The 12746-nt window shown below is 67.7% G+C and carries 15 protein-coding genes; 2 read left to right on the forward strand and 13 right to left on the reverse strand.

The features are described from left to right. The first annotated feature begins 9 nt into the window (after nt 1-9). Nucleotides 10-1131, forward strand: a complete 1122-nt coding sequence (locus ACE3TJ_RS14735; protein ID WP_374597426.1) for a DUF2157 domain-containing protein — start codon at nt 10-12, stop codon at nt 1129-1131. Continuing rightward, on the forward strand, nt 1128-1613 hold the full coding sequence (locus tag ACE3TJ_RS14740; protein ID WP_374597428.1) for a GDYXXLXY domain-containing protein: 486 nt from the start codon (nt 1128-1130) through the stop codon (nt 1611-1613). The genes ACE3TJ_RS14735 and ACE3TJ_RS14740 overlap by 4 nt, the downstream gene beginning before the upstream one ends. A 147-nt stretch (nt 1614-1760) precedes the next feature. Here the strand turns inward: ACE3TJ_RS14740 and ACE3TJ_RS14745 are convergent, their stop codons facing one another. From ACE3TJ_RS14745 to ACE3TJ_RS14805, 13 genes are all read right to left on the reverse strand, one after another. Next, complete coding sequence (locus tag ACE3TJ_RS14745) at nt 1761-2252, reverse strand: demethoxyubiquinone hydroxylase family protein (RefSeq protein WP_374599425.1); 492 nt, start codon at nt 2250-2252, stop codon at nt 1761-1763. Between the two features lie 41 nt (nt 2253-2293). Beyond that, a complete protein-coding gene (locus ACE3TJ_RS14750) occupies nt 2294-2758 on the reverse strand; it encodes a disulfide bond formation protein B (protein WP_374597430.1) in 465 nt (154 codons plus the stop codon). After that, a complete protein-coding gene (locus tag ACE3TJ_RS14755; protein ID WP_374597432.1) occupies nt 2751-3707 on the reverse strand; it encodes a divergent polysaccharide deacetylase family protein in 957 nt (318 codons plus the stop codon). Before ACE3TJ_RS14755 ends, ACE3TJ_RS14750 begins: the two co-directional genes overlap by 8 nt. A 56-nt stretch (nt 3708-3763) precedes the next feature. Then, the gene (locus ACE3TJ_RS14760) at nt 3764-5089 is read right to left on the reverse strand and encodes a S41 family peptidase (protein ID WP_374597434.1); all 1326 of its coding nucleotides are present in this window, start codon (nt 5087-5089) and stop codon (nt 3764-3766) included. A gap of 96 nt (nt 5090-5185) precedes the next feature. Further along, nucleotides 5186-6298, reverse strand: a complete 1113-nt coding sequence (locus ACE3TJ_RS14765) for a murein hydrolase activator EnvC (RefSeq protein ID WP_374597436.1) — start codon at nt 6296-6298, stop codon at nt 5186-5188. Further along, nucleotides 6298-6720, reverse strand: coding sequence for a 23S rRNA (pseudouridine(1915)-N(3))-methyltransferase RlmH (locus ACE3TJ_RS14770; RefSeq protein WP_374597438.1), 423 nt, complete (start codon nt 6718-6720; stop codon nt 6298-6300). Before ACE3TJ_RS14770 ends, ACE3TJ_RS14765 begins: the two co-directional genes overlap by 1 nt. 1 nt (nt 6721) lies before the next feature. Further along, a complete protein-coding gene (rsfS, locus tag ACE3TJ_RS14775; protein ID WP_374597440.1) occupies nt 6722-7117 on the reverse strand; it encodes a ribosome silencing factor in 396 nt (131 codons plus the stop codon). 3 nt (nt 7118-7120) lie between these two features. Then, nucleotides 7121-7726, reverse strand: coding sequence for a nicotinate-nucleotide adenylyltransferase (locus ACE3TJ_RS14780; protein WP_374597442.1), 606 nt, complete (start codon nt 7724-7726; stop codon nt 7121-7123). Beyond that, on the reverse strand, nt 7726-8703 hold the full coding sequence (locus ACE3TJ_RS14785) for an LLM class flavin-dependent oxidoreductase (RefSeq protein WP_374597444.1): 978 nt from the start codon (nt 8701-8703) through the stop codon (nt 7726-7728). Before ACE3TJ_RS14785 ends, ACE3TJ_RS14780 begins: the two co-directional genes overlap by 1 nt. Nucleotides 8704-8710: 7 nt before the next feature. After that, nucleotides 8711-9967 carry a glutamate-5-semialdehyde dehydrogenase gene (locus ACE3TJ_RS14790; protein ID WP_374597446.1) on the reverse strand — a complete coding sequence of 419 codons (1257 nt, stop codon included), beginning with the start codon at nt 9965-9967 and terminating at the stop codon, nt 8711-8713. Continuing rightward, complete coding sequence (proB, locus tag ACE3TJ_RS14795; RefSeq protein ID WP_374597448.1) at nt 9964-11091, reverse strand: glutamate 5-kinase; 1128 nt, start codon at nt 11089-11091, stop codon at nt 9964-9966. Before proB ends, ACE3TJ_RS14790 begins: the two co-directional genes overlap by 4 nt. Next, nucleotides 11076-12119, reverse strand: coding sequence for a GTPase ObgE (gene obgE, locus ACE3TJ_RS14800; RefSeq protein ID WP_374597450.1), 1044 nt, complete (start codon nt 12117-12119; stop codon nt 11076-11078). Before obgE ends, proB begins: the two co-directional genes overlap by 16 nt. Next, nucleotides 12116-12682: a GNAT family N-acetyltransferase gene (locus ACE3TJ_RS14805; RefSeq protein WP_374597452.1), complete on the reverse strand. Its 567-nt coding sequence runs from the start codon at nt 12680-12682 to the stop codon at nt 12116-12118. Before ACE3TJ_RS14805 ends, obgE begins: the two co-directional genes overlap by 4 nt. Between the last annotated feature and the right edge of the window lie 64 nt (nt 12683-12746).

Raw genomic sequence — 12746 nt, forward strand, 5'->3', positions numbered from 1 at the left:
GTCCGCGCCATGTCGCTGGAGAGTAAGCTCGAGGCGTGGGTCGCCGCCGGTTTCATCGATGCCGATGCCGCCGCGCGCATCCGTGCCCATGAAGAGGCGAACGATCGTCCCTATGTGCTCTGGGCTATCGTCGGCCTCGGCCTGTTTGCTCTCGCGCTCGGCCTCGCGCTCATCGTTGCGGCGAACTGGGATGTTATCGCCGACTGGCTGAAACTTGGTGTCCATCTGGCACTCGCCGCTGCTGCTGCGGCCGCCGTCTGGATTGGCGCCGCGCGAGGCAATCGCTGGCTTAAGGAAAGCGCGCTGTTTCTGCTTGCGGCGCTCGTTCTCGCGGGGATCGCGCTGCATTCGCAGGTCTATCAGCTCACCGGCCCGATGTGGCAGGCGCTCGTGCCTTGGCTGCTGCTGATGACGCCCGCAATGCTGATCGCGGGCAGCACGCGGCTCGTGGCCTACGGCTGGGCGGGTATGCTGCTCTGGACGCTGGCGTCGCTGGCACTTGAAAACGAGCACGCGGACGGTCTCTGGTATTTCGTCCACGGCGCCGCGATTGCGGGGCCCTTGATCCTCATCGGCCTGTCGCTGCTGCCGTGGCGCAGCCGCCTCAGCTTCGCGGACGGGCTACGCGAGGTCGGCGTCCTCGTCTGGCTCGGCGGCGTCAGCTTCGCGCACTTCGTGTGGGCTGGCACCGTCACGTCGTCCGAAGCCGGTGAGATGGCGGTGCGCCTTGTCGTGCCGGTCGTCTTCGCTGCAGCGGCAGTGTGGATCGGCCGCCGTTGGCGAATGATCCCGCAGGCGATGCTGCTGCCGATCATTGTCGCGCCGATGGCGGCGCTGTTACTGGCGACTGTGGTTCCTCATGCGGATGGCTGGCCCGCGCGGCTTGTCGGCGCGCTCATCTACATGACGATGTGGGGCGTCATCGCCCGCGCCGCGATCGCCTCCGGGTGGCGTGCACTCTTCGGCGTTGCAATTGCAGCCATCGGCATTCGCATCTTCATCATCTATTTTGAGCTGTTCGGCTCGCTGGCAACGACGGGTGCCGGGCTCATCATCGGCGGCGTGCTGCTCATCGCGCTCGCGCTCGGCTGGCGGCGGGTGTTCGCTCTCGTCGGAAGGAAGCGGACATGAAGCGCTGGCTCGGCCTTGCCCTGCTGCTCCCGCTCGTGGGCCTCGTACTCAGCATTGCCGCGCGCGAGGCGGGGCTTTCGGGCGCTTCCGAATGGCGTATTCCCATCGCGGGTTTCGATCCACGCGACCCGATCCGCGGCCGCTTCATCCAGTTCCGCTACGACTGGCGCGTGGCCGGCGATCCCGCGCTTTGCACGGCGGCCGCCTGCGCTCTCTGCCTGTCCGGAGACTCAGGAGAGATCGTGGCCACGATGGTGGCGCCGGGCACGGTCTGCCCCGCATACGTTGATGTGAACGGCAGCAACATCAGGGGGCTCAACGTCGCGCCGGGTCAGGTGCCGGACTTCTCAAGCCGCATCTTCGTTTCCGAAACCAGCGCGCCGAAGCTTGAAGACATGCTGCGCCGCGAGCCCATGGTCGTCATCGCGAAGCTCACAAAGCAGGGCCGCCTCGTCAACGATCGGCTCGAACCGGCGAACTGAAGGCCTTCCAAAATAGGAAATCCTGTGATCCGCTCGGCGCCGCTCTTTGAGGCGCGGCTCGCCCACGCATTGAACCGACCGAGACACGCCCGGCACTCTGCTGTCTTGGTGTAACTTTCCTCACCTTCGGCCGATCGGGCCGCGGTGTCAGATACGCTTGGAAATCGCGATCGCCGCGCGGCACCCCGCGCGAATTGCGGCGGAAAGCAGCGGATAGGCGGGGGCTTGCTCTGCGCCGTGCGCAATCGCCGTGTCGCGGTGCTCGCGCTCTTCCTCGGCAAACTCTTCGATGCGGGCTTTGAGTTCAGGATCGCTGTCGCCGATCGCTTCGGCCTGCTCGGCATAGTGGCGATCGATCTCGGTCTCGATGGCGGCCGTGCACGCCATCGCCGCGCGCGGCCCCATCAGTGCGGTCGCCGCGCCGAGCGCATAGCCCGCAACGTGCCAGAAGGGCGCGAGCGCCGTCGGCCGCACACCGCGTTCCACGACCATGCGGTTGAACACGTCGAGATGATGCTGCTCCTGCGCCCGCATCCGCGCGATCTCGGTGCTGTCGGGGTGACGGTTCCCCATCACCGCGAGCTGCCCCGAATAGATGCGCGCTGCGCCATACTCGCCCGCCTGATCGACGCGCAGCATGGAAGCGGTGTCCGCGCCCCGGTCTCCCGGAAGCGGACGTTTCAGCGTTTCAGGATCAGCCACAGCGCGACTCCCGCGATCAGCCCGGAGAAGATGGCATTGTACCCGGCCATCGAAATGCCCGCCAGCGACCACGCGATCTGGTCGCACTGCACGACCGCCGTCGCCATCACGTTCGACAGGAAATCGCCCGAACCGAGGTCGGTGGCGCTGCACGCGCTCGGTCCCTGCCACCAGCGCTGCTCGACGCCCGCATGGAACACGCCGATGCCCGCCGTGACCAGTTCCGCGAGTGCGGCAAGCAGCAGCAGAGCGCGCTTGCCCGCGCCCGGCACGAACAGCGCCAGGCTGGCGAGGACGAGCGCGGCGGCGTGCGGCCAGCGCTGCCAGATGCACATCTCGCAGGGGTGCAGCCCGCCGATATGCTGGAACGCGAACGCGCCGCCCAGCAGCGCGGCCGGACCGAGCAGAAGGAGCAGATGCGCGGCGCGCAGCCGGTCAGTCATTGCTCGCCTTCCGCGCGACGAGGCTGGCGCCCACAAGCGTCACGCCCTTGGCTTCAAGCCCCGCCGACCAGTGTTCGATTTCGCCGATCGTCGTCGAAACCGGACGTGCGTATCCGATCGCGTAGCCGCGACGCTTCGCGGTGGCGGCAAGGTCGTCGAGGTTGCGGCGGATGTTCGCTGCGGTTTCCGGCTCATCGAGGAAGCGGTCGTTGGTCGCGGCGGCAAGCCCGATGGCGCGCGCTTCCTTTTCGCCGACCGAGCGCCCGGAAGAGCGCGCGTCCACATAAAACAACTGCTTCGCCTTCGCCGCATCCAGCACCGGGCGCATCGCGGCGGCGTTCTCGGTGAAGGCGCTGCCCATCATGTTGGTGATGCCGACAGGGGCCTCGACGCGGGAGAGTGCCCAATTCAGCCGCCGCACGTTCTCGGCCGGTGTCTCGCCGGTCAGCAGCACGTTCTGGCCCGGATTGACGCGGGGGTATGATTTCGGCTGCATCGGCACGGAGAGCCACACCTCATGCCCGCCCGCCTTCGCGGCCTTCGCCAGTTCGCGCGATGCGTCGGCATAGGGCGAGAAGGCGAGGCTGACGGCGGCGGGCAGCCGGTCGATCGCAGCCTTTGCGGCAGTTGCGTTGGGGCCGAGTTCGGTGAGCACAATGGCAACGATCGGTCCCGCCGGGATCGGCGCTGCGGGCACGGTTGCGGGGGCGGGTGGCGTTGTACCTGCTGCAAGCCGGGCCTCGTCGATCTCGGGCTTGTGGACGTCGGTGACGGGCACCTGCGCGATCGGCGGCCGCAGCGTGCCGGTGGCGGCCGCGTCCTTCGCCTTCACCTTGGCTTCCGGCGGCAGCGCGCGGTTTAGCTGATCGCCGGTTTGCGCGGCGGCATGGCTCGGCGCGAGCGGCCGCAGCAGCTCGACGAACACGGTCGCAAGGCCAATGAACAGCACGGCGCCGCCAAGCGCGAGCAGCAGTCCCCGGCCCCGACGCGGGGCAATGTCTTCGCTCAGCGGGACACCTCTGCGGTCTGCACCGGCTGCGGGCCGAGCCGGCCGATAACCTTCATCGCGTAGTCGAGCTGGTAGTCCTTCACGCCCGCCTTTTCGAGATCGGCGGCGGTCCGCGTGAAGCGAGGATTCTCCTTGTCGTCTTCCTCGATGATCTTGTTGTCCTTCACCGCGTCGTTGCGCAGGTGCTGGCGTAGGTCGGCCTCGCGGATCACGCGGCGTTCCTTGTAATCGGCGTCCGAAAGCTGCGGCACGGTGATGTCGGGCTCGATGCCCGCTTCCTGCACGGAGCGGCCGGAGGGCGTGTAGTAGCGCGCCGTGGTGAGCCGGAGCGCCGTGTCCTGCGTCATCGGGATCAGCGTCTGCACCGAGCCCTTGCCGAAGCTGCGCTGGCCGAGCACGAGCGCGCGGCGGTGATCCTGCAGCGCGCCCGCGACGATCTCCGCGGCGGATGCCGAGCCTTCGTCGACGAGGACGACGATCGGCTTGCCCTTCGTGTCGTCGCCTTCGCGTGCGTAATAGCGCTGCACGTCGCCCTTGCGGCGCCCACGCTGCGAGACGATCTCACCACGCTCGAGGAACGCGTCCGACACCTCGATCGCCTGATCGAGGAGGCCGCCGGGGTTGGAGCGCAGGTCGATCACGAAGCCGAGCAGCTTGCCGCCAGCCTGCTTCTCCATGTTGGCGATCGCCTGCCGCGTCGCTTCGCCCGTCTGCTTGTTGAAGGTGGAGATGCGCAGGATGCCGATGTTGTTCTTCACTTCGGACTTCACCGGCTTCAGCGAAATGACTTCGCGCTTCAGCGTCAGTTCCATCGGCTTCTGCTGGCCGGTGCGCACGACGCTGATCTTCACGGTCGTGCCGGGCAGGCCCTTCATCTTGTCGACCGCGTCGTCGAGCGACAGGCCGTAGATGAGTTCGCCGTCGATGTGCGTGATGTAGTCGCCGGCCTTGATACCCGCGCGCGCGGCCGGCGTATCGTCGGTCGGCGCGATAACCTTCACCACGCCGTCTTCCTGGCTCACGGTGAGGCCGAGACCGCCGTATTCACCCTCGGTCTGCGTCCGCATCCGCTCGAAGTTGCGCATGTTGAGGAAGCTCGAATGCGGATCGAGACTGGAGAGCATCCCGTTGATCGCGCCTTCGATCAGCTGCTCGTCGGTCACCTCGTCCACATATTCGGCGCGTACGCGTTCGAACACGTCCATCAATTGGTCGAGCTGACGATAGGTGCTCGCCGGGTTCGCCGCCTGCACGGCGGTCGTCGAGGGAATGAGCGCGATCGCCACGGCGGGGATCAGCGTGTGCAAAAGCTTACGAGACATCACTTCTTCCTTGTCGTGACCTGCGGTACGGCCCTCTGTCCCAGCGCATCGACAGTCATCATAGCCGTGCGTCGATGAATTGGCGAGTAACGGATTTCAGCCGTCGCGGCCTGTTTTGCGAACATGCGGCGCGGGATCGATCGGGCGGCCGCTTTGGCGGAGTTCGAGGTAAAGCTCGGGCTCCAGCGATCCCATGCGGCCGATCGGCGTTCCGGCCGATACTGTCTCGCCAACAAGCACGTCGACGCGTTCGAGGCCCGACATCATGCTGAGCAAACGCCCGGGATGCTGAACGATGACGATATCGCCGTAGGTGCGGAACGGCCCGGCGTAGGCGATCCTCCCTTTCGCCGGGGCGACGACCTGTGCACCCTTGCGCGTTGCGAGTGTGATGCCGCGCGCGCGGACACCAACGCGGCTCATGTCCTCGAAGCCTTCCACGATGCTGCCCGCCGCGGGCTGCTGATACGGGAAGGGCAGGGGTGCGGCGGCCGCGCGGATGGGCCGGGAGGGCGCCAGCCGCCGGGCATTCGTGCCCGCGCTATCATCGAATGCGCCCGCGAGGCCGCGCAGGTCCATCGCCTTTGCGGCAAGCGTGCGCGCCTGCGCGCGCTCCTCGTCGGCCTCGCGATCGAGCGAGTCGCGTTCGGCGCGGAGATCGGCCTGCACGCCATCGAGCTGGCGGATCGCCTGCGAAAGCTCGGTGTTGGCGGCCAGCAACTGCTGCTTTGATGTGACGAGCCGGGCTTGCATGGCGCGAGAATCGACAAGCGCACGGCGGTATTCGGCGGTGCGGGTTCGAAGCGTCGGCTGCACGGCTTCCAGAAGCGCACTGACCCGGGCGGTGGTGACCGCCGACGAAGGCTCAAGGAGCACGAGGCCCGCCGGCCTGCGGCTCAGGGTCTGGAGCACGGCGAGGAGGCGGCTGATTTCCCCATGCTGCGCGGCGAGCCTGGCGCGCTGCTCGCGACGCAGCCGTTCGAGCCGGGCGGTTCCGGCCTCGATGGCGCTCACGCGCGCCTCGCCGTTCTGGATGCGCCGGGCAAGGTCGATCGCCTTCTGCCGGGCGGTTCGTGCCTTGTCGTCGGCTGCATCGGCATCGCGGCGTAGCGCGGCGGCACGGGAATCGGCCTTCAGCGCATCCTGCTCGGCCATGTCCGCTGGCGCGGCCGCAGCGAGGAGCAGGAAGGCGAGGGCCGCGGCGCGCATCAGCCCTCGCGGTGGTAGGGATGACCGGCGAGGATCGACGTCGCCCGGTAAAGCTGCTCGGCAAGCATCGCGCGCACCATCAGGTGGGGCCATGTCGCCTTGCCGAAGCTGATGAGCAGGTCGGCGCTTTCCCGCGTGTCCGCGTCGTGGCCGTCGGCCGCGCCGATCAGGAAGCGTGCCTCGCGCACGCCGTCGTCGCGCCAGCGACTGAGGCGTTCGGCAAGCGCCGTTGAGGTCAGGCTTTCGCCGCGCTCATCCAGCGCCACCGTGCGACAGTCACCCGTTGGCGGCGGCATACGACCGCCTTTGTCGGAAAGCTCGGTGATGCGAAACGGCCAGTTCATCCGCGCGCGGTAGCGTTCGACGAGATCGGCTTCCGGGCCGCGCCCGATGCGTCCGCGCGCGATGACATGCAGGAGCACCTCAGGCGGTTGCGGCCGCCGCCGGCGTCTTGTCGAAGGCCCACATCTTCTCAAGGTTATAGAAGCTGCGGACTTCCGGGCGGAACAGGTGAACGATCACGTCGTCCGCGTCGATCAGCACCCAGTCGGCGGTCGGCAGGCCTTCGATGCGCACGACGCGGCCGAGGTCCGCCTTGATCTTTTCGGCGAGCTTCTGCGCCATCGATGCCACCTGCCGTGTGGAGCGACCGCTGGCGATGATCATGTGATCGGCGATTTGCGTTTTTCCGCTGAGCGGAATGTCGATGACATCGACGGCCTGATCGTCGTCGAGCGACTTCAGGATGAGGGCGTGCAGCTCTTCTGAGCTTCCGCCGTCACGGTCGCCGGGCGTTGCCGCGGCGCTGCTGGGAGACAATCCTTATCCCTTCGGGTTCGTTGCACCAATTCGGCTTGCCCATCCCGGATCGCGCGTGCGGATCGCCGTGGCGGAGGTGGGATCGAGCGGGATCGAAAGGATCACTATCGCCGGCAACTCCCATTCAGCCCAGAGTTTGGCACGCGCTTCGCCGCGGATATGCCGCCGAAGCCACGCCATGGCCGGAGCCCGGCGTGCCCGCCCAATGTAATCGCCCCGCGCCATAACGGCAATCGGCACTTCGCGTGCGATGTCGCGCCAGCGTTTCCAGCGGCTGAACTGCAACAGATTGTCCGCGCCCATGATCCAGATGAAGCGGTGCTGCGGAAACGCGCGCCTCAGCGCGGCGATGGAATCGGCGGTGTAGACGGTGCCGAGCGACGCTTCGATGTCGGTTGGGCGGATGCGTGGGTGGCGTGCGGCGCGGCGCGCGGATTCCATGCGCGCGGCGAGCGGTGCCATCCCCGCCTTGTCTTTCAAGGGGTTCTGCGGGCTCACCAGCCACCATACCTCGTCGAGCGCGAGCCGCCGGAGCGCTTCGATGCTGATATGGCGGTGGCCTTGGTGGGCCGGGTTGAACGACCCGCCTATAAGCCCGATCCGCGCCACTACAGCCCTGCTGCCTGCGCGGCGATTTCATAGGAGCGGAGCCGGGCGGCGTGGTCGAAGATCATGCCCGTAACCATCAGCTCGTCGGTGCCGGTTTCTTTCACGAACGCTTGCATCTGCCGTGCCACGGTGTCCACACTGCCCACGGCGGAGCAGGAGAGGGTGCGCGCCAGGTGCGCCTGCAGCTCGGCCGGGAGTGATTCGCGGTAGCCCGGGATGGGTGGCGGCAGGCGGCCCGGCTGACCCGTGACGAGGTTAACGAATGCCTGCTGCTGAGAGGTCGCGAGCACGGCGGCCTCCTCGTCCGTATCGGCGGCGATGACGTTGTAGCCAAGCATCAGGTAGGGTTTGTCGAGGTAGGCGGATGGCTTGAAGTAGCCGCGGTACACCTCGATCGCCTGGCTGAGCGCCTGCGGGGCGAAATGCGAGGCGAAGGCGTAGGGAAGGCCGAGATGTGCGGCGAGGCTCGCGCCGAACAGGCTGGAGCCGAGGATCCAAACATCCACGTTCGCGCCGCCCCCCGGCACGGCGAGGACCGGGCCTTCGTCCCGGAAGTATGCCATCACCTCCTGCACGTCCTGCGGGAAGCGCTCGGAAGCGGCGTGGAGATCGCGGCGGATCGCCTGCGAGACCTTTTGATCAGAGCCGGGCGCGCGGCCGAGGCCGAGATCGATGCGGCCGGGGTAGAGCGCATCGAGCGTGCCGAACTGTTCGGCGATCAGCAGCGGCGCGTGGTTGGGCAGCATGACGCCGCCCGCACCCACACGGATCGTCGACGTCGCACCCGCGATATGGCCGATCAGAACGGAGGTTGCGGCGCTCGCGATGCCCGGCATCCCATGGTGCTCGGCGAGCCAGATGCGGCGGTAGCCGAGCCGCTCACCCGCCTGTGCAAGCGCCACCGAGTTCGCGAACGATTGCCGGACGCTGCTGCCCTGAACGACGGGCGAGAGGTCGAGGATCGAAAGCGGGGTCATGCGGCGATCAGGGGCGCACCTGCCCGTTGCCGCGCACCACGGTCTTGTAAGTGGTGAGGCCTTCGAGCGCGACCGGGCCGCGTGCGTGAAGGCGGCCCGTGGCGATGCCGATCTCGGCGCCGAAACCGAACTCTCCACCGTCTGCGAACTGGGTGGAGGCGTTGTGGATCACGATGGCGCTGTCCACGCCCGCGAGGAAGCGGTTCGCAGTCTCGGTGTTCTCGGTGATGATGCTCTCGGTGTGGGCGCTGCCGTGGCGGGCGATGTGTTCAGCCGCGCCGCTTACGCCGTCCACCACTTTCGCGGAGATGATTGCATCGAGATATTCGGTGCCCCAGTCGGCGTCGTCCGCTGCCACCACGCGCGGGTCGATGGCCCGCACGGCGTCGTCGCCGCGGACCTCGCAGCCAGCGTCGAGCAGCGCCTTCACGACGCGCGCGCCGGTCGCCTGCGCGGCCTCGTCGATCAGCAGCGTTTCCGCCGCGCCGCAGATACCGGTGCGGCGGAGCTTGGCGTTGAGCGCGATGGCTTCCGCCTTATCGGCGTCCGCATCGCGGTCGATGTAGACGTGGCAGATGCCGTCAAGGTGCGCGAGCACGGGCACGCGCGCTTCCGCTTGCACGCGGGCGACAAGGCCCTTGCCGCCGCGCGGAATGATGATGTCGATAAGGCCCGCCGCACCCAGCATCGCGCCGACGGCGGCGCGGTCGGGCGTCTCCACGAGTTGGACGACGTCGGCGGGAAGACTCTCGCTGGCGATGCCCGCGATGAACGCTGCGTGCAGGGCCTTCGACGTGCCAAGCGCCTCGGAGCCGCCGCGCAGGATGCAGGCGTTGCCCGACATCAGGCACAGCGCGCCCGCGTCCACGGTGACGTTCGGGCGGCTTTCGTAAATGATGCCGATGACACCGAGCGGCACGCGCACCTGCTCGAATTTGAGGCCGTTCGGCTGCGTCCAGCCCTTGATCGGCGCGCCCACGGGGTCGGGCAGAGCGGCCACGGCCTCCACGCCCGCCGCGATGCCTTCGAGGCGGGCATCGTCAAGCCGCAGCCGGTCGAGCATCGCGCCCGAGGTGCCGCGCGCTTCGGCCGCTTTCACGTCTTCTGCGTTGGCAGCAAGGATCGCAGGCGCGGCAGCGCGGATTGCCGAAGCAGCGGCCTTCAGCGCCGTGGCCTTGCGTGCGGTCGGCGTCGCCGCGAGCGCGCGCGATGCGGCGCGGGCAGCGGTGGCCATTTTGGCGATGCGGGCTTCGATCTCACTCATAACAATACCAGATGATCCCTGTGTACCATTGCGGAGCGCGGCGCATAGCCGAGGAGTTCCGCCTGCGCCTCGGTGCGCTTGCCCGCGATGGCGCGTGCATCGGCGATATCATAACCCGCAAGCCCGCGCGCAAGCACGTGGCCGCTTTCGTCGGCAATCTCGATGGCGTCGCCGCGCGCGAACTTGCCTTCCACCTGTCGCACGCCCGCCGCGAGCAGGCTGCCGCCGCGCTGCAGCGCCTTCACCGCGCCCGCATCGATGGTGAGGCGCCCGGCGGAGGTGAGGCGGCCTGCGAGCCACGCCTTGCGTGCCCGGCTCGCCGAGACGGCGGCGAATACTGTGCAGCGGCCGTTCTCTTCGAGATGCGCGAGGGGGTTGAGCCCGGTGCCCTGCGCGATGCCGAGCGGAATGCCGCTCTTGCAGGCGATGCGCGCCGCAGCGACCTTGGCGCCCATGCCGCCCGATCCCATGGCGGCGCTTTCCCCGAGCGTCACGCGCTTCAGCACGGCATCGATGTCGTCGACGCGCGCGATGAGTTCTGCGTCCGGGTCGCTGCGCGGATCGGCGGTGAACAGGCCGTCGATGTTGGAAAGGAGCAGCACGCCCTCTGCTGCTGCCGCCTGTCCGACGCGCGCGGCAAGACGGTCGTTGTCGCCGAAGCGGATTTCCTCGGTCGCGACACTGTCGTTCTCGTTGAGCACCGGTACAACACCAAGCCCGAGCAGCCGTTCGAGTGTCGCGGCGGCATTGAGGAAGCGGCGGCGATCTTCGAGATCGCCGAGCGTCAGCAGCATCTGCGCGGCGGTGATGCCTTTGTCGCCGAGCAGTTCGGCCCACGCCTGGCTGAGCAGGATCTGCCCCGTGGCGGCGGCGGCCTGCGCATCTTCAAGGCAGGCGCGCCCGCCTTTCGGCAGCCCGAGCCGCCGCGCGCCGAGTGCAATGGCGCCCGAGGAGACGACGACGATGCGCTGTCCGCGCGTGCGCCGGTCCGCGATATCGACGGCCAGGCTTTGCAGCCATTCGCGGCGCAGCTTGCCGTCTTCGTCGACAAGCAGGGCTGAACCTACCTTGACGACCAGAGCTTTGCAGTTGCCGGGCGAAAAGGGGCTCAGATCGGTGACCATGCTGCCTGTTTGTCCGCCTCTTTTCGTGACCCGCGTGCGGGTTCGCCGATCACAGTCAGCAGCGCATCGAGCACTTCGGTCAGACCTTCGCCGGTGGCCGCGGAAACCAGATGGACTTTCTGCCCGCAGGCGTTTTCGAGTGCGCGCAGCTTGGCGGCACGCCCGCGCGCGTCGATAAGGTCGATCTTGCTGAGTGCAACCACCTGCGGCTTGTCTTCCAGCCCAGCTCCATAGGCCTCCAGCTCATCCACAATCGTGCGGTAGGCTTTAGTGGGGGAAGGTGCGCTTGCGTCGACGAGGTGCAGCAGCACGCGGCAGCGCTCGATATGGCCGAGGAAGCGGTCCCCGATGCCGACGCCGTCCGCCGCTCCCGCAATGAGGCCGGGGATGTCGGCGAGCACGAACTCACGGTCGCGGTGCAGCACGACGCCAAGCTGCGGCTTCAGCGTCGTGAACGGGTATGCGCCGACCTTGGCGTTGGCGTTGGTGACGGCGTTGATAAAGGTGGATTTGCCTGCGTTCGGCAAGCCGAGCAGACCCGCGTCGGCGAGCAGCTTCAGCCGCAACCACACCCACATCTCCTCGCCGGGGATGCCGGGTTGCGACTGGCGGGGCGCACGGTTTGTCGAGGTCTTGTAGGAGGCGTTGCCGCGCCCGCCCATGCCGCCGTGCAGGAAGGTGAGACGCTCGCCGACCGTGGTGAGATCGGCGAGCAGTGTGTGCTCCTCGTCATCGGCCAGAATCTGTGTCCCCACCGGGACGGGGATCACCAGGTCCTCTGCGGATGCACCCGTCTGGTTGCGGCCGGCACCGCCCGCGCCGCGCGGTGCCTTGAAGTGCTGGCGGTAGCGGAAGTCGATGAGCGTGTTGAGGCCCTCGACGGCTTCGAAAATGATGTCGCCGCCCCTGCCGCCATTGCCGCCGTCCGGTCCGCCCTGCTCGATGAACTTCTCACGGCGGAACGATACGGCACCGGGGCCGCCGCCGCCGGAGCGCAGGTAGATCTTTGCCTGATCGAGAAACTTCATGCCGCTTCCCTATACATGCCGACGCGATCTAGCCAGCGTTCGCGTGACAGGCGGTATTCCACCGAGTCGATCTCGCAGTCGCGCGCGCGGCAATAGTGGGGCACGATCTCTCCCGTGGCCACAAAGCCGAGCTTTCTCAGAACCTTGCCGGAGGCCGGGTTGTCGATGAAGTGACCCGCGCCGAGCATGTCGTTGCGAGCGCCGAGGAAGGCGGCCGCGATGATCGCTTCGGCAGCTTCGACCGCGATGCCCTTGCCCCAGTGGCGCCGCGCCACCCAATAGCCGATCTCGGGAATGGTGATCTTGTCGTTCCACCTTCCGAAGCCGACACTGCCGACGAGTTCCGGCGCGCCGTCCGTGCGCAGGAAGATGAGGCTGCTCGCCTCGTGCGGGGGCGTTTCGGCGTCCCTTGCGATCTTCTCGCGCGCGTCTTCGATGCCGTAGGGCCACGGCGCGGTCGCGAGGTTGCGGACGATCGCCGCGTCGGCGATCGTGGCGGCCAGCGCCGCAGCGTCCTCCGGCCACGCCGGCCTTAGAAACAGCCGTCTCGTTCTTGCAAACATCTCTCGCTCCATGCCCGATCGGGAAGGGGAGAGACGAAAAAAGGGAGATGGCGACCCATCTCCC

The organism is Sphingosinicella sp. (assembly GCF_041916975.1).
In the GTDB taxonomy this organism is placed as follows: Bacteria; Pseudomonadota; Alphaproteobacteria; order Sphingomonadales; family Sphingomonadaceae; genus Sphingosinicella.